This window comes from Enterobacter sp. 4974935 (genome assembly GCF_058661735.1).
In genome coordinates this window covers 2,851,162-2,867,426 of record NZ_JBZWGT010000003.1, presented here as the reverse complement: position 1 = coordinate 2,867,426, position 16,265 = coordinate 2,851,162, and the positions used below count along the sequence as shown (strand labels likewise).

Annotated in this window: 15 protein-coding genes; 13 read left to right on the top strand and 2 right to left on the bottom strand. The window is 55.2% G+C overall.

Annotation, left to right across the window (positions count from 1 at the left end):
* Positions 1 to 3 precede the first annotated feature (3 nt).
* Positions 4 to 636, bottom strand: a complete 633-nt coding sequence (locus AC4OVS_RS15030) for a type II secretion system protein GspB, cryptic system variant (protein WP_045623349.1) — start codon at positions 634 to 636, stop codon at positions 4 to 6.
* A complete protein-coding gene (locus AC4OVS_RS15025; RefSeq protein WP_271075033.1) occupies positions 636 to 2,198 on the bottom strand; it encodes an ExeA family protein in 1,563 nt (520 codons plus the stop codon). The genes AC4OVS_RS15030 and AC4OVS_RS15025 overlap by 1 nt, the downstream gene beginning before the upstream one ends.
* 300 nt (positions 2,199 to 2,498) lie before the next feature.
* Between AC4OVS_RS15025 and gspC the strand changes: the two genes are divergently transcribed.
* The 13 genes from gspC (at position 2,499) to AC4OVS_RS14960 (ending at position 16,237) form a co-directional block, all read left to right on the top strand.
* Positions 2,499 to 3,230, top strand: coding sequence for a type II secretion system protein GspC (gene gspC, locus AC4OVS_RS15020; protein WP_032677223.1), 732 nt, complete (start codon positions 2,499 to 2,501; stop codon positions 3,228 to 3,230).
* A 13-nt stretch (positions 3,231 to 3,243) separates the two neighbouring features.
* Complete coding sequence (gspD, locus tag AC4OVS_RS15015; RefSeq protein WP_023299693.1) at positions 3,244 to 5,166, top strand: type II secretion system secretin GspD; 1,923 nt, start codon at positions 3,244 to 3,246, stop codon at positions 5,164 to 5,166.
* A 14-nt stretch (positions 5,167 to 5,180) separates the two neighbouring features.
* Complete coding sequence (gspE, locus tag AC4OVS_RS15010) at positions 5,181 to 6,659, top strand: type II secretion system ATPase GspE (protein ID WP_023299694.1); 1,479 nt, start codon at positions 5,181 to 5,183, stop codon at positions 6,657 to 6,659.
* Positions 6,659 to 7,867 (top strand): type II secretion system inner membrane protein GspF, encoded by a 1,209-nt coding sequence (gspF, locus tag AC4OVS_RS15005; RefSeq protein WP_032624561.1) that lies wholly within the window; start codon positions 6,659 to 6,661, stop codon positions 7,865 to 7,867. The genes gspE and gspF overlap by 1 nt, the downstream gene beginning before the upstream one ends.
* A 3-nt stretch (positions 7,868 to 7,870) precedes the next feature.
* Positions 7,871 to 8,320, top strand: a complete 450-nt coding sequence (gene gspG, locus AC4OVS_RS15000; protein ID WP_023299696.1) for a type II secretion system major pseudopilin GspG — start codon at positions 7,871 to 7,873, stop codon at positions 8,318 to 8,320.
* The gene (gene gspH, locus AC4OVS_RS14995; RefSeq protein WP_023299697.1) at positions 8,320 to 8,805 is read left to right on the top strand and encodes a type II secretion system minor pseudopilin GspH; all 486 of its coding nucleotides are present in this window, start codon (positions 8,320 to 8,322) and stop codon (positions 8,803 to 8,805) included. Before gspG ends, gspH begins: the two co-directional genes overlap by 1 nt.
* A complete protein-coding gene (gspI, locus tag AC4OVS_RS14990; RefSeq protein ID WP_022647591.1) occupies positions 8,798 to 9,178 on the top strand; it encodes a type II secretion system minor pseudopilin GspI in 381 nt (126 codons plus the stop codon). Before gspH ends, gspI begins: the two co-directional genes overlap by 8 nt.
* Entirely contained in the window at positions 9,175 to 9,828 is a 654-nt protein-coding gene (gene gspJ / locus AC4OVS_RS14985) for a type II secretion system minor pseudopilin GspJ (RefSeq protein WP_045623355.1), read from the top strand. The genes gspI and gspJ overlap by 4 nt, the downstream gene beginning before the upstream one ends.
* Positions 9,825 to 10,835, top strand: a complete 1,011-nt coding sequence (gene gspK / locus AC4OVS_RS14980) for a type II secretion system minor pseudopilin GspK (RefSeq protein ID WP_491922533.1) — start codon at positions 9,825 to 9,827, stop codon at positions 10,833 to 10,835. Before gspJ ends, gspK begins: the two co-directional genes overlap by 4 nt.
* A gap of 15 nt (positions 10,836 to 10,850) precedes the next feature.
* On the top strand, positions 10,851 to 11,984 hold the full coding sequence (gspL, locus tag AC4OVS_RS14975; RefSeq protein WP_491922532.1) for a type II secretion system protein GspL: 1,134 nt from the start codon (positions 10,851 to 10,853) through the stop codon (positions 11,982 to 11,984).
* Positions 11,981 to 12,466, top strand: coding sequence for a type II secretion system protein M (locus AC4OVS_RS14970; RefSeq protein ID WP_022647595.1), 486 nt, complete (start codon positions 11,981 to 11,983; stop codon positions 12,464 to 12,466). The genes gspL and AC4OVS_RS14970 overlap by 4 nt, the downstream gene beginning before the upstream one ends.
* Positions 12,463 to 13,260 carry a prepilin peptidase gene (locus AC4OVS_RS14965; RefSeq protein ID WP_023299702.1) on the top strand — a complete coding sequence of 266 codons (798 nt, stop codon included), beginning with the start codon at positions 12,463 to 12,465 and terminating at the stop codon, positions 13,258 to 13,260. Before AC4OVS_RS14970 ends, AC4OVS_RS14965 begins: the two co-directional genes overlap by 4 nt.
* Positions 13,261 to 13,513: 253 nt before the next feature.
* Complete coding sequence (locus AC4OVS_RS14960) at positions 13,514 to 16,237, top strand: glycosyl hydrolase family 18 protein (RefSeq protein ID WP_058646187.1); 2,724 nt, start codon at positions 13,514 to 13,516, stop codon at positions 16,235 to 16,237.
* Positions 16,238 to 16,265 lie beyond the last annotated feature (28 nt).

Genomic DNA, 16,265 nt, shown 5'->3' with positions numbered 1-16,265 from the left:
TGCCTACTCCCGCCGGTCTCCTTTATCACTGAAAGGGGAACGGCTGTTTTCACTGTTTTTAACACTTGCTTGTGAATTATCCTGCGTTTCGTCAACCGGCGGTGCGGGAATTTTTCCTTGAGAATAATCCTGCTCCTGCTCTTTTAATGCCTGTTTAAATAATTCCGTTAATGATGACTCTTCACTGCTCGTGCTGGCGGGGGCGGTATCGTGCTCATGCGCCTCAGTTCCGGGTAGGGTATCCCGCGAGGGGTCTTGCGGCACCGCGCCGTCGGGCGCCTGCTGCCAGTCGGCATCATCACTGATGATCGGCAGATCCTGCATCGGTGGAACATCAACAGGCACTGGCGCAGCTTTAGGCTGCGGATGCGGGAACGGTTTACTCACGTACACGTAGTGCATCTCCGAAAGCTGGGTTTCCGGTTTGGCAACGCTGGCGTTGACCGGTTCAGGCGCCGGATGGCGCATGTTCCAGTAGACATGCATATACAGGCCGACAACCAGCATGGCGCAAAGGCCGACCATCCATAATGCTGTTTTGCCGAATACGTTTTTCAGGCTGGGGAGGCGATACGAAAACCAGACCGCTTCCCCGGTTGTATAGCTGCGCTGGGCCGCAAGGCAGATGGTCGACATTAGGCTTTCTTCTCCTGCATTTTTGCGTCCGGGGTAGTGCGGGTGGCCTGAATCAGTACGCTCGGCGTGCTGTTGGTTACGCGCATCAGCTGCATCAGCGTTTCTTCGCCGGGGATGCCATCCACGTGCAGATGCATTTTTTGCTGAAACTCACGGGTGCGTTTCATCATCTCTGCGGTCCAGATCCGGGCATGCGTTTCGGGCTGGTTCAGCGCGATGCTTAACTGCTGATCGAGCCAGGCCATGTCTTTGCTGTCGCTGGCCGCGCCGATCGCGTCTTTTCCTTCCGGTGTCAGGCGGTGCAACTGGGTGAAGTTGCCGGTCGCATGCCGGTTAAACCAGCTGCGGCTCACCTGCCAGGTCCGGTTATTCATTAACAGGTCTATTGATGTATCTCCGACCCTGGCGACCACCGCATAGTTAAGGTGACCGCTAGTTTTCAGCTCACTGACCCACGGATACCCTTCCTGCGCCAGCGTCTCCGGCGACGCGTTCCCCTGTTTACACATCAGGTTCACTTTAGCGGCATTCTGGCACAGCGCATCTTCGGCCGAGGCGTCATATCCCCACATCAGATAGAGCTGGTGCATCGCATCCGGCTGATTAACCATTTCATTGTCGATAACCGGCACCACGGGCGCCTCCGTTTTTCGCGTCGGCTGTTTCCAGCTGACGGGGACCGGCAGCTGGATGGGAAGGTGCCCGCTGATGGACGAGGTTAAATACCAGCCGCAGGCGGCAAACAGCACCGAAGCGAACAGCCCCACGGTTGCCAGACGCTTACCGTGTTTTTTCGCGGGCAGGATCTCTCCCGCCGCCAGGCGTAAATGACGCGGGCTGACCTGCGACGCGCGTTCCGTCCAGGCAGCGAGCATTGACAGGTGCGCCAGTTCGTTAAGTTTGCTGATGTTGCCTTTGGTCAACGTGTGCATTTTGCGCACGCGGGCCGGCGTTAACGGCGAATTTTCACAGCCGTGTTCTTCGCATTGCGCCTGCACATAGCCCAGGAATTCGCGGCAGGTCAGGGGGCGCAGGACATGACGAGTGTGTGTATATTCGCGCAGTTCAGGTTGCTTAAGCAGGATTTCCTGATCCGCAGTGCCCGTCAGCACCACGGAGAGCCGGAAGTTCAGCTCCTGGGCTCGCGTGAGCAGCGTACCCAGGACTTCACGGCAGCTCTCTTTCATGGCTTCGGCGTGTGAAATCACCAGCACTCTGGTTTTCGCTTTTCCCTCGTGCCACTGGCGCAGGATGGCATCCACCGCCTGCAGGCGATTCTTGCTCTCTTTCGTTACCGGATTGAGCTTGTACAGCAGGCTACTGGCACTCAGTTTGGGAAACGCATTGATAACAAGGACGTTACTGTGGCGGGTTTTTAGCGCATCGCTGAAGTGACCCAGAAGCGGGGCGTCGTCGCAAAAGAGCCCGATAATTCCCGCCTGCTGGGTTTTCTCTTTCAACAGGTTGAACACATCCTGATGATAAGGCACCAGAAAACCCCCGGATAAACGGGCGATCGATCTGAATGGCGGATTTTTAAAATTAAAGTGGCTCTGATACATAACGACTTACCGTCTCTGATTAGGAATAGCAACAGCATCAGAAAGTAAGGTAACGCCCCTGAACGGTCAATTTGCAAACAGGGTAAAAATATCCTGCTGGCAGCGTCTAACATTTGGATTTTATACGGTCAATATTTTACTTTATGAAAGTTAGCGGCGAAGTCAGTGGTCGCATTTGCACCAGCTTATTACTATTTTCATCCATATTGGCGCAGTATGACGCTGCTTATTTTTGCTTTGCTATAGGCCGGATAAAAAATGAGGTTCTCATTTCTTTCACGGTGGATAACGCCTTGTATTATGTTTGTGCTGCTGATCTTTTGCGGCCAGCAAGGGTATCTCACCTTTAAAGATTATAAAAAAGTTATGAATAAGTTGGCTAATGCCGATCAACAGCCGCTGAAAAAAACGCGCGAAGAGAAATCCTTTTCGCTTTTTACGGCAGCCGTGCGTCAGGAAATCTTAACGGGTGCGGTGAAAGCCCCGCTGGCAGCTGAAATCGAAGGTATTGTGAACAGCGATGACGCCTGGCTCTCCTTTGCTGTCATCAAAACGCCAGGCGGTCAGAGAAGCTACCGTGAGGGTGAACCTCTCTCTGGATTTAACGACGCATTTATTCAGGAAATAAACAAAGATAATGTGGTGGTTAATTATGAAGGTACTACGCAGGTTCTGGCATTAAATAAACCGGACTATTTTAAGGGTGGCGTGGATAGCGGCCCGGTAACGAAATCGACAAAAGATGTTGGCGCAGAGAGTGTGCATCTTGATGATTATCTAGTGTTAAAACCCATAATTGAAAAGGGCCGACTGGAAGGCTACAGGATAAACCCAAGGAATGCCTCCGCCTTTTACAGCCAGTCAGGTCTGGAAAAAGGCGATGTGGCGGTTCAGGTTAACTCTGTCGATATGACCGATGAAGCAAAAGCGAAAAGCATTATTGCCAACTGGTCAAAAATGAAAGAAGCGGAGGTCATCGTACGACGTCACGCTCACCTTGAAAATATTCGGATTAATGTTCTAAACAATTAAAAAGTGTGCAGACATGAAAAAAATTCCCTGGGCGTGCGTGGCGCTGACCGCATTGTCGTTATATTCCAGTTCGCTGCTTGCAGCTAACTTTAGCGCGAGTTTTAAAAATACTGATATTCGCGAGTTTATCGATACGGTAGGCCGCAATCTCAATAAAACCATTCTGGTCGATCCGTCCGTCCAGGGAACCGTCTCGGTCCGAACCTACAACGTGCTGACGGAAGATGAGTACTATCAATTCTTTCTGAGCGTGCTGGATCTCTACGGCCTGTCGGTGATCCCGATGGACAACGGCATGGTCAAAGTGGTGCGCTCAAGCGTAGCGCGTACCGCCGGTGCGCCGCTGGCAGACAGCAAAAATCCGGGCAAAGGTGACGAGATCATCACCCGCGTGGTGCGCATGGAAAACGTGCCTGTTCGTGAGCTGGCCCCGCTGCTGCGTCAGCTCAACGATGCCACCGGTATCGGGAATGTGGTCCACTTTGAGCCGTCCAACGTCCTGCTGTTAACCGGTAAAGCCTCGGTGGTGAACCGGCTGGTGGATCTGGTGCAGCGCGTCGATAAAGACGGCATCCAGCGTCGCGAAATCATCCCGCTGCGCTTTGCGTCCGCCAAAGAACTCTCGGAGATGTTGAATAACCTCAACAATGAAGAACAGAAAGGGCAGAACGCGCCGCAGCTGGCGACTAAAGTCGTCGCGGATGACGAAACCAACAGCCTGGTGATCAGCGGCGCGGAAGATGCGCGGGCGCGCACCCGTTCCCTTATTCATCAGCTGGATCGTGAGCAGAATAACGAGGGCAATACCCGCGTCTTCTACCTCAAGTATGCCAGCGCCACCAAAGTGGTGCCGGTTCTCACCGGGATTGGTGAGCAGCTGAAAGACAAGCCGGGTGCGGCCAAAGCGAAATCCGCGAGCGCCTCAACCGATCTGAATATTACCGCCGACGAGTCAACCAACTCCCTGGTGATCACCGCACAGCCTAACGTGATGAACTCCCTCGAGAAAGTGATCGACAAGCTGGATATTCGCCGTCCGCAGGTGCTGGTGGAAGCGATCATTGCCGAAGTGCAGGACGGTAACGGCCTGGATCTTGGCGTGCAGTGGACCAGCAAGCACGGCGGGGTGCAGTTTGGCTCCACCGGCCTGCCAATCAGCCAGATTAAAAATGGCACCATGAAAGGGGCAAGTTTCACTGGCCTTGCGACCGGCTTCTTTAACGGTGACTTCGGTGCGCTGGTGACCGCGCTTTCCACTGACGGCAAAAATGACATCCTCTCCACGCCAAGCGTGGTCACGCTGGATAACAAAGAAGCGTCGTTCAACGTCGGTCAGGATGTGCCGGTGCTTTCCGGTTCGCAAACCACCAGCGGCGACAACGTCTTTAACTCGGTTGAGCGTAAAACCGTAGGGACCAAGCTGAAGATTGTGCCGCAGATAAACGATGGCGACATGATCCATCTGAAGATTGAGCAGGAAGTGTCGAGTGTCGACAACAGCGCGACGGAAGACTCCAGCCTCGGCCCAACCTTCAACACGCGCACGATTAATAACGAAGTGATGGTCCACAGTGGTCAGACGGTGGTGCTCGGCGGTCTGATGGAAAATGTGACCAAACAGTCCGTGTCCAAAGTGCCCCTGCTCGGCGATATCCCGCTGGTCGGTCAGCTGTTCCGCTACACCTCGCAGGATACTTCCAAACGCAACCTGATGGTGTTTATTCATACCACCGTCCTGCGTGACGACGACAACTACAGCGCGGCCTCGAAAGAGAAATATGACCAGATCCGGGTGCGCCAGATGCAGCGAGTGGAGGAGAAAAAGCTCGGTATTGTTGAGCCGACTGACAACGCCGTCCTGCCCGCGTTTCCCTCTGCAAGCACTGGCGCCGCACCGGTGAAAACCAGCGCCACGCGCAATCCGTTTAAAGAATAGCGCGGAGGGGTAACGTGGACGAACTGAGTAAAACACTGTGTAGCAGCAACTACGCAAAAGATAACGGCGTTCTGTTTTACAACAATGATGTCTATATCCGGGATGACACTCCTGCGCATGCTCTGCTGGAGGTGCGCCGGGTGCTGGGCCGTGCTTTCATCCCCGTCACTGTGACGCCGGAAGCGTTTGACGAGATGCTGGCCAAAATCTGGCAGCAGAGCAGCGGCGTGTCGCAGCAGCTGGTGGACGACATGGACGCGGATATCGATCTGATGGCTTTAACCGAGGAGATCCCGGATAACGAAGATCTGCTCGATAACGACGAAAACTCACCGGTGATCCGCCTGATCAACGCCATTCTCGGCGAGGCGGTGAAGGACGGCGCGTCGGATATTCATATCGAAACCTTCGAGCGCACGCTGAGCATCCGCTTCCGCGTTGACGGCGTGCTGCGCCCGGTGTTGCAACCGGCGCGTAAGCTCGCGCCGCTGCTGGTGTCGCGTATTAAGGTGATGTCGAAACTCGACATCGCCGAGAAACGTCTCCCCCAGGATGGACGTATCTCCCTGCGCATCGGCCGCAAGGCCATCGATGTGCGTGTGTCGACCATTCCGTCCCAGTACGGCGAGCGCGTGGTCATGCGCCTGCTCGATAAAAGCAATCTCAAGCCCGACATCAACAAGCTTGGGCTGATTGATGAAGAGCTGGAGAAGCTGAAAGGGCTGATTGACCGCCCGCATGGGATCATCCTCGTTACCGGCCCGACGGGTTCCGGTAAAAGTACCACGCTGTACGCCATTCTTTCGGCGCTGAACGGTCACGAGCGCAACATTCTGACCGTGGAAGACCCGATCGAATACGAGCTGGAAGGCGTGGGGCAGACGCAGGTTAACCCGCGCGTGGACATGACCTTTGCCCGCGGGCTGCGCGCGATTCTGCGTCAGGACCCGGACGTGGTGATGATCGGGGAAATTCGCGACGGTGAGACCGCCCAGATCGCGGTGCAGGCGTCGCTGACCGGTCACCTGGTGATGTCGACGCTGCACACCAACAGTGCCGCAGGGGCGATAACCCGTCTGCGGGATATGGGGCTGGAGTCGTTTTTAATCGGTTCATCGCTGCTCGGTGTCATTGCCCAGCGTCTGGTGCGTCGGCTGTGTACGCACTGCCGGACCACCAGTCCGCTGGATGCCAATGAAAAAGCGTTGTTCAGCTTTATGGACGCGCCGCCAAAAGCGATTTATCGCGCGGTGGGGTGTGAACACTGCCGTCAGAGCGGCTATCAGGGCCGCGCCGGTATTCATGAGTTTCTGGTGGTGGACAGTACCATGCGCCGCGCCATCCATGAAGATAAGGACGAAATGTCCATAGAAACGCAGCTCTTTAAGCAGGCCTACAGCCTGCGTGAAAACGGGCTGCTGAAGGTGATCGGCGGCGTGACGTCTCTGGAAGAAGTCATGCGCGTCACCGCCGAGCGTGGGGGGGATGCGTAATGGCCTTCTACGCCTGGACGGCGACGAGTGCCGCGGGAAAAACCCAGCGCGGGACGTTACAGGCCGAGGGGCAAAAGCAGGTTCGCCAGTGGCTTCGCGAGCAAAAGCTGATGCCCGTGAGCATCACCGAAACCCGCGAAACGGCGACAGGCGGGAAAGCGAAAACCGGGGCAAAGCTCTCTACCCCGGTGCTGTCGATGTTTACCCGTCAGCTTTCGACGCTGGTGAACGCCGCGCTGCCGCTGGAAAGTGCGCTGAAGGCGATCTCTAAGCAGACGGAAGATAAAAAGCTGGCGGCGATGGTGATGGAGATCCGCGAGAAGGTGGTCGAGGGGCATACGCTGTTCGACGCCTTTAGCCAGTTTCCACGCACCTTCGACAAACTCTACTGCACGCTGGTGATGGCCGGTGAGAAGACCGGCCATCTGGGCGACGTGCTGGAGAAGCTGGCGGAGTACAACGAACAGCGCCAGAAGATGAAAAGCAAGCTGACGCAGGCGATGGTCTACCCGATTACCCTCACCGTGGTCGCTATCGCGGTGATCGGCATTCTGCTGGTGGCGGTGGTGCCGCAGGTGATTGAGCAGTTTACCCACATGAAACAGCAACTGCCGATCACCACCCGGACGCTGATTGCGGTAAGTGATTTCCTGCAAGCCTGGGGTATCTATATTGTCGGCAGCCTGGCGGGGGCGTTCGTCGGCTTCAAAACCTGGGTGCGAAACGTGAAAAACCGTTTTCGCTGGCACAGCTGGCTGGTGAATGGCTCGCCGATTAAAAAGCTGGTGTGCGCCATCAACAGCGCCCGCTATATCCGTACCCTGAGCATTTTGCAGGCCAGCAGCGTGCCGCTGCTGGAGGGGATGTATATCGCGATGGACGGTATTGAAAATCTCTATGCCCGTCAGGTGCTTGAGCAGGCCGCCGATACCGTACGTCAGGGGGCGTCGCTGTATGCGGCGCTGGAACAGGCGAAATTATTCCCGCCAACCATGCTGTATATGATTGCCTCCGGTGAAGAGAGCGGGGAATTAGGTAATTTAATGGATCGCGCGGCGGAAAATCAGGAATCGGCATTACAGCATCGAATTACATTAACGCTGTCGGTATTTGAACCGGCGCTGGTGGTATCCATGGCGACGATTGTTTTATTCATCGTTCTTTCAATATTACAACCGCTTCTGCAACTTAATAATATGGTAGGTTAAATCATGGCTCTAAAACGTAAAAACCTGGCTCGCCAGGCGGGCTTCACATTGCTCGAATTAATGGTGGTGATTGTTATTCTCGGCGTTCTGGCGAGTATGGTAGTGCCAAACTTAATGGGTAATAAAGAAAAAGCGGATACGCAAAAGGCGACCAGCGATATTGTCGCGCTCGAAGGCTCGCTGGATATGTATAAGCTGGACAACCACCGCTACCCGACCACAGAGCAGGGTTTGCAGGCGCTGGTGACGAAGCCGGAAATCGCACCAATCCCGAACGGCTATCGCGCGGATGGCTATATTCGCCGCCTGCCGCAGGATCCATGGGGCAGCGATTATATTCTGGTCAGCCCAGGTGAACACGGTGCGGTGGACATTTTCTCTGCGGGTCCGGACGGCGAAGCGAATACTGCCGATGACATTACCAACTGGTCTCTGGATAAGAACGAGAAGTAATGAAAAATCAACGCGGCTTTACGTTGCTGGAAATTATTCTGGCGCTGGTGATATTTGCCAGCTGCGCCATGATGGTGGTGTCCACCATTCCTTCGCGCAGCGGCGCGGATATATTTGGCCAGCAATTAAAAGCGCTCGTTGATTATGGTTCAGACCGTGCGGTGATGGACGGAAATATTGTCGGGCTGGTGATCGCCACTGATAAATATCAGCTGGTGACGATCGCGGATAAAAATGGCGAGCGTCACTGGGTGCCATTATCTGCCGGACGTATTACCACCAAAGGTGATTTTCCGGAAGAGATGCACGTGTCGCTCTCGCCGCAGCGCCTGGCCGCGACGGTGGCGTCCGAGCCACAGGTGATCTTTTTACCGGACGGTGAAATCAGCCGCTTTACGCTGACGCTGCAAAGTTACGACAAACAGCACCATTTCCGCGTGGTGTCGCAGGGTGCGGCGCCGGTATCGGTAGAAAACGATGGCTAACGACAACACAAAGCAAAAGGGGATGACGCTGCTGGAGGTGATGGTCGCGCTGGTGATTTTCTCCACCGCCGCGCTGGCGCTAATGAACTCGGTCTCCCTGAACGTGCGTTTTACCCATGGTCTGGCCGATACCTTGCAGGCCAGTTGGGTGGCGGAAAATCAGCTGGCGGAAGCGCAACTCACCAAAACCGACTTCCCGGATGCTGAGCAGCAGGGGACGGAAATCATGGGCGGGCGCAGCTGGAACTGGCGTAAGCAGCGGGTGAAAACCGCCGACAACGGCTGGGCGAACTCCATTCGCGTCTATGCGGAAGGCGATGAGAGCCAGCCGGTTATTTCCCTGCACATCATTCCGCCGGGAGAGAGCAAGTGAAGAAAACGCGACGCCAGCGCGGATTTACCCTGCTGGAGATCATGATTGCGCTGACTATTTTCGCGGTAATCAGCACCCTGGCCTGGCAAATTCTGGACGGCGCGATGCGTACCAGCTCGGCCACCGATGCCAGCGCCGCTAAGCTCAACCAGCTTCAGCGCGGCTGGAGTCTGATGGAGCGCGACTTTTTCCAGCTACAGGCGCGAGCGCCGCGTAATGAGCCAGAGCGGTTCCGTCAGGAGGGCGATGCCCTTGAACTGACCACCCTGAATGGCGTGAGCGGAACGGTCCAGCTGGAGCGCGTGCGCTGGCGGCTGGAAGAGGGGCGTTTGTACCGCGACGTCTGGCCGGTCATTGATGGCCCGGTGGACGTTAAGCCTGACGAAGTGCCGATTGTCAGCGGTGTTAAAGCATTGCAGTGGCGGTTTTATCGTCAGGGCTGGCAGACAGCCTGGCACGACGCCGCCCATCTGCCGGACGGCGTGGAGGTTACGTTGACGATGGAAAACGGGGATACCTGGCGCTGGGTGTTCACCACGCCGGGGGATATGCCGGAGGTGGCCGCTGCCGCGGCCCCAGAGAAAGCCGCCGACGCGCCTGCGACGACTCCGGACGCAGCCCCTGCGCCTTCGCCGGAGACCAGACCATGAACCGAATCCGTCAACAAAAGGGCGTCGCCCTGCTGGTGGTGCTGATTTTGCTGGTGATGATGTCGGCGCTGGCCGCCAAAATCAGCCAGCAGTTCTGCCGTAATTTGCAGAAAACGCATTATCAGATAAGCCAGCAGCAGCTGCGCTGGGCGATGCAGGCCCAGGAAAAAGTGGTGAAGGACAGGTTACAGACCGATGCCAGCGGCGAGAGCAAGCCGCTGGCGCTGGACGGCGACTGGCATCAGCCGCTGGAGACGCAGGGAGAAGACTACACGGTCGTGAGCCAGGTGGAAGACGCTCAGGACTGCTTTAACGTCAATAACCTGTTGACCGCCGACGTCGCGCCCCAGGGGCAAAACGCTCCCGCGGTGGCGGAAAAACCGCGTAAAGAGCGGATTGTTGAACAACTCCTGACGGAAAGCGGGCTCAGTCCGGGCACGGCGGAGGCGGTCTATTTCCAGCTGGTGGATTATCTCGATGGTGACGGCACCACGGCGAAAGAGGGTGCCGAAAGCGATGCGTGGGCTGGCGTCGTGCCCGCCCGGCAACCGGCAAACCAGATGATGCGCAGCATCGCGGAGATCAAACTGCTGCCAGCGTTCCCGGTTACGGCATATCCGAAGGTGAGCAAGCTGTTATGCGCGCTGCCGGACGCCGCCAGCAAGGTGGACGTTAACACCCTGCAACCGGAACAGGCCGCTGTGCTGGCGGCCATGTTTCCGGGAAAATTCACGCAGGATGACGCCGTTCGTCTGCTGGATACACGTCCGGAATCGGGCTGGGAAAATATGGACGCGTTCAGCAAAGCGCTGGAGCAGACCTTCCCGCAGTTAAAAGACGATCTCCCGCAGGTGGCAGATCAATTTTCTATAAACAGCCGGTACTTCCGCGTGAATTACAGCGGCAATACCGATGAATTAACGCTTCGCGTGGTCAGCCAGCTTCAGATGAATAACGAAGCCGGTGAGATCGTGACGTGGCAGCGTCGTTACCGAATGATTGAATAAGAAAAGTAGAACGTTATGAAACAGGTACTTTTTGTTCGCCCCGACAGCCGCGAGGGCGGGAAAATAATGTGCTGTGAGTCCGGCAGCGAGCGCGTCGAGGTGCTCGACAGCCTGGAGATGCTGGCCGAACACCCGCTGGCTACACGCGTTTGTCTCCTGCTGCCCGCCAGCGACATGATTTTCCGCCATTTCACGCTGCCGAAGAAGGTGGCTTCTCAGGCGATGGCCTTCTCGTGGATGGCGGAAGAGACGCTGATTGGCGACGTGGACAACCTCCACTGGACAGTGCTCTACAAAAAAGGCGCTGACGTCGACGCCGTTGCCATTGACGCCGACCGCCTGCGTGCGGCATTGACCCGCTGTCACGAGGCCGGGTTAAACGTGATTCAGGCCCTGCCTGATGCCTGGCTGCTGCCCGTGGCGGCAGGGGGCAGCACGCTGGTCGCACAGGATAAAGGCTACTGGCTGCGTTTATCTCCCCACGTGGCGGGTGAAATGGAGGGAACCCTGCTGCCGCTGTTGATGCAGAAAGCCGGAGACGGGGAAGTGTGTTGCTACGGCGACGCGCCTGCGGACATTCACGTTGACGTACAGCATGCCTGGCAGCACCCGCTGGTGCTGATCCAGCCGCAGTGGAGAACCTGTCGTGTGAATCTGCTTCACGGTGAATTCAGCCTTAAGGCCGGTCATGACCAGGCCGCAAAAAGCATGAAAGCAGCGATGATAGCGGCGGGCCTGCTGTCCGTTGGTCTGCTGCTGGGGCCGCGCATTGCGATGGCCTGGATGCTGGTGCAGCAGGAAAATCGGGTTCAGCAGGAGATCGTTCAGGTTTATCAGCACCATTTCCCCAGCATGCGCCAGCAGACCAATATCAAATATCACTTTGGCCAAAGCCTGAAAAAACAGAGCAAGGGGTTCTTTCTTCAGCTTGAGGAGCTGGAGAAAGCCCGGCAGTCAGTCCCTGCGATGGAGATCGATCTGCTGGAATACGATGCGCAGCAAAACACCCTGACGCTGAGCGTTAGCGCGCAAAGCCAGCCCGCGTTGCAGGCGTTTGTGAACCAGACCAGTGAGAATTTTGATTTTACCTTACAACCTGTTTCAACAACCGAACCGTATACCGCCATGATCGCAGGGAAACATAAATGAAAGAGCGAATCGCGCAGCTGAAATCACGCTATCAGAATTACAGCGCCCGGGAAAAAATCATTTTAAAAATATGTGCCGTTGCCATTGTGGGGGCTGCGGTGTATTACACAGGAGTAATTCCCCTGGATAATATGATTCAAAATAGTAAATCGACGCTTAAAAGACAAAAAGAGACGCTCAACTGGATGCGCAGTGAAATTGATAAAAATCATCTTCAGGTCCAGTTAGTTAAAACGAATAATCCGCGTACGGTGGTCGAGAACAGCGCTCATGAAATTAATCTTTCACTGACGGATGTGCGCCAGGAGGGGCAAACTTTATCGTTCGTGGTGAATCGGGTAAATGTATATGAATTAAAAAGCTGGCTGCGTGAAATTAATCAGACCTCCGGCGTGACATTGCAAAAAATAAACCTCACGCCGGTTGACCACCTCAGCGATGTGAAAGCACAGGTGCAGCTTACCTGGTCAAAAAGCGCATGAATACCTTCACGCTGATGCGGGAGGCCTGTCCGCTCGGTTTCCCGATGATGAGTGCTATCCTGGGCGGGATTATGGGCAGTTTTCTCGGCGTTGTTGCCGAGCGCGTACCGGGAATGGTGATGGATGAGGAGGGGAGCGGCAATCTGCTCTTTCCTGCCTCGCACTGCCCGGTGTGTCAGCACACGCTTGCTGCATGGGAAAATATCCCGCTGCTCAGTTGGCTGTTATTACGGGGGCGCTGTCACCAGTGCGGCAGCGCGATCCCGCTGCGACTCTTTTTGGTGGAACTGTTCTCCGCGCTGTTTTTTGGCATCACGGCCTGGTGCATGCCGGACGTTCAGGCGCTGTTCTCTTTGTGGTTACTGGCGGCTTTTTTACTGCCGCTGGCCATGATCGACTGGCAGCATCAGTTGTTGCCGGACTGCCTGACCCAGCCGCTGCTGTGGGCGGGGTTAGTGCTCCATGCTATTGACCACACATTGCCGCTACGTGATGCGCTGTTTGGCGCGGTGGCGGGCTATCTGTCGCTCTGGCTGCTCTACTGGGCTTTTCGTCTGATCGCCGGACGAGAAGGGCTGGGTTACGGGGACTTTAAGCTACTGGCGGCGCTGGGCGCCTGGTGCGGCTGGCAGGCATTACCCTCCATTGAACTGGCGGCAGCGTTAAGCGGTATTGTCGGTTATTTCGCCGTCAATAATTTAAATAAAAATAACCTCACTATTTCTTTTGGTCCTTACCTCGCCTTTTCTGGAATCGTGGTGTTTATTAGTCAGCAGTTTGCTTTCACATTTTAAATATACTGGTCAAGGTTTTTTATAAATCTTTTTGATGCTGGGAGAGAAGGACGACTCTTTACGCTCGGTGTATCGTAGGAGATATAAGCTACACGGGATTTGGCTTGTATCTTTTTATGGAGGAATACAGCGCAGCAACAATTTTTTGTTCACGGCACTCACGTTGGTTAAATACGCATTACGCGAAACGCATCCATGATCTCACGGAAGGCATGGGTTATTACGTTATAAATAAATTTATCAGGAAATAAAAATGAAATTTATGAAACCAAAATATCTGGCGCTCTTTATTGCGGCGGCCACCAGCTCCGCATTTGCAGCTGCGCCGGGTACGCCTTCTATTACATCGGGCAATGATAAATTTGCGCTGGTAGAAGTGGATCAGGCGGCACAGGATTACAACAACCTCATCAAAGTGCATAAAGAGGGTGTTGATGTAAAAGTGGAATGGAACGTCTGGAGCGGTGACGCCCCAACGTCTGCAAAAGTGCTGCTGGACGGCAAGACCGTCTGGACCGGCGCGGGCAGCGCGGCGGGTTCTGCGACCTTCAAAGTCAAAAAAGGGGGCCGCTATCAGGAACAGGTCGAACTGTGTAACGACAGCGGCTGTACCAAAAGCGCAAGCAAACTGATTATCGTGGCGGATACCGACGGAAGCCATTTGCTGCCGCTGAATACGCCGCTGCTGGAAAATAACAAAGCTTTCGCTCAGCATACCGATAAAGTCGTCGGTGCCTATTTCCCTGAGTGGGGCGTTTACGATCGAAACTTCTCTGCGGATAAGATCCCGGTCGCGAACATTAACCACCTGCTGTACGGCTTTATTCCAATTTGCGGTGGCGACGGTATTAACGACAGCGCCAAATCTTCAGGTGCACTGGAATCCCTGAAACGCGCCTGTGCTGGCCGTCAGGACTACACCGTGGCCATTCACGATCCATGGGCTGCGTTGCAGAAACCGCAGAAAGGCGTAAGCAACTGGGACGATCCCTACAAAGGTAACTATGGGCAGCTGATGGCGATGAAAAAAGCCCATCCTGACCTGAAAATTCTGCCATCCATTGGTGGCTGGACCCTGTCCGATCCGTTCTATCAGATGGATAACAAAGTACTGCGTGACCGTTTCGTGGCGTCGGTAAAAGACTTCCTGACCACCTGGAAAGTGTTTGACGGCGTGGATATTGACTGGGAATTCCCGGGCGGCGGCGGTGAAAACGCCAAACTCGGCAATCCTCAGACCGATAAAGCCACCTACACCGCGCTGATGCACGACCTGCGTCAGATGCTGAATGAACTGTCTGCGGAAACCGGTCGTACCTACGAGCTGACTACTGCAATCGGTGCCGGTAAAGATAAGATCGAAGACGTGGACTATAACACCACGCAGCAGTACCTCGACCATATCTTCCTGATGAGCTACGACTTCTACGGTGCCTGGAGCAATACCGATCTGGGCCACCAGACCGCCCTGTACGGTGCTTCCTGGAAACCAGACACTAACTACACCACCGATAACGCGGTGAAAGCGATGCTGGAGCAGGGCGTTAAGCCAGGCAAGATCGTGGTAGGCGCAGGTATGTATGGCCGCGGCTGGACCGGCGTTCATGGTTATACCGGCGATAATCCATTTACCGGCACCGCAACCGGACCAATTAAAGGGACATGGGAAAACGGTATCGTTGACTATCGTCAAATCGTCAACCAGATGCTGGGCAAACCGGGCTGGGAATACAAATATGACGAAGCGGCTGAAGCGCCGTACGTGTTCAACAAGTCCACCGGTGAGCTGGTGACGTACGATAACGCCCGTTCCGTTATGGCGAAAGGCAAATACGTACTGAACAAAAACCTGGGCGGACTGTTCGCATGGTCTATCGAGTCTGATAACGGCGATATCCTGAACGCCATGAACGAAAGCCTGCTGGGCGGAAGTTCCATCCCGGATCTGCCTGTTGAGACTAACCATGCGCCAGTGGCTTCAGCTGCCGATCAAAATGTCACCGGTCCTGCAACCGTGACCCTGGATGGCTCTGCTTCTAGCGACCAGGACGACGATGCGCTGACCTATAAATGGACGCAGGTTTCAGGCCCTTCTGTGACCATCGCCAATAGCACCAAAGCAAAAGCCAGCTTTAGCGTTCCGGCTGTGACAAGCGACCAGAACCTGGTCTTCCGTTTGACCGTAACCGACGCTAAAGGGCTGAGCAATGCTGTTGACGTCCAGGTTGTGAATAAAGCGCCTAAAGCCAACCAGGCGCCGGTAATCAATGCTATGGAAGCCGTTACCGTTCAGTCCGGTGAAGCAATTTCTCTGCACGCACAGGCATCCGATCCTGATGGTGACGCGCTGACCTACAGCTGGAGCGTACCGGCTGATATGAACGCGACCGGCACTGATTCGGCGAACGTTCGCATCACTGCGCCAGAAGTGCACAATACCTCTTCCTACACCCTGAGCGTTATTGTGACGGACGGTAAAACCAGCGTGCAGTCTGACGTGCAGGTGACGGTGGAGCCTAAGCCGGCTGACGAGGTAACGCCTCCTGCCGATGACGTAACCCCACCGGTTGACGACGTAACGCCTCCTGCCGATGACGTCACACCACCGGCTGACGACGTAACCCCTCCAGCTGATGATACCGCCGGCAGCTGCGACGCACCTGTCGATGACAACGCCAGCAAATACGCTGCGTGGGACGCGAGCAAAATCTATAACAACGGCGATACCGTAAGCTTCGACCACCTCGTGTGGAAAGCGAAATACTGGACTCAGGGCAATCAGCCTGGCTTCGGTATGGACGCGTGGGAGCTGGTAAGCAACGTGAAGATGAACTGGCGTTCTGACCTGGTCTACAACGGCGGCGACACCACCACCTATGAAGGTAACGTTTACCGTGCGAAATGGTGGACCCGTGGTGATAACCCAGCAAATAGCGACGTATGGGTAAAAGAAGGCGCATCAACAGATTGCAAATAATCTAACCCATTAATTACTCCCCCCTTCT

Coding starts and splice junctions, on each gene's coding strand:
- gspF (WP_032624561.1), top strand. CDS start 6,659: ATGGCCTTCTACGCCTGGACGGCGACGAGTGCCGCGGGAAAAACCCAG.
- AC4OVS_RS15030 (WP_045623349.1), bottom strand. CDS start 636: ATGTCGACCATCTGCCTTGCGGCCCAGCGCAGCTATACAACCGGGGAA.
- gspK (WP_491922533.1), top strand. CDS start 9,825: ATGAACCGAATCCGTCAACAAAAGGGCGTCGCCCTGCTGGTGGTGCTG.
- gspL (WP_491922532.1), top strand. CDS start 10,851: ATGAAACAGGTACTTTTTGTTCGCCCCGACAGCCGCGAGGGCGGGAAA.
- gspC (WP_032677223.1), top strand. CDS start 2,499: ATGTTTGTGCTGCTGATCTTTTGCGGCCAGCAAGGGTATCTCACCTTT.
- AC4OVS_RS15025 (WP_271075033.1), bottom strand. CDS start 2,198: ATGTATCAGAGCCACTTTAATTTTAAAAATCCGCCATTCAGATCGATC.
- gspD (WP_023299693.1), top strand. CDS start 3,244: ATGAAAAAAATTCCCTGGGCGTGCGTGGCGCTGACCGCATTGTCGTTA.
- AC4OVS_RS14970 (WP_022647595.1), top strand. CDS start 11,981: ATGAAAGAGCGAATCGCGCAGCTGAAATCACGCTATCAGAATTACAGC.
- gspH (WP_023299697.1), top strand. CDS start 8,320: ATGAAAAATCAACGCGGCTTTACGTTGCTGGAAATTATTCTGGCGCTG.
- AC4OVS_RS14965 (WP_023299702.1), top strand. CDS start 12,463: ATGAATACCTTCACGCTGATGCGGGAGGCCTGTCCGCTCGGTTTCCCG.
- AC4OVS_RS14960 (WP_058646187.1), top strand. CDS start 13,514: ATGAAATTTATGAAACCAAAATATCTGGCGCTCTTTATTGCGGCGGCC.
- gspG (WP_023299696.1), top strand. CDS start 7,871: ATGGCTCTAAAACGTAAAAACCTGGCTCGCCAGGCGGGCTTCACATTG.
- gspI (WP_022647591.1), top strand. CDS start 8,798: ATGGCTAACGACAACACAAAGCAAAAGGGGATGACGCTGCTGGAGGTG.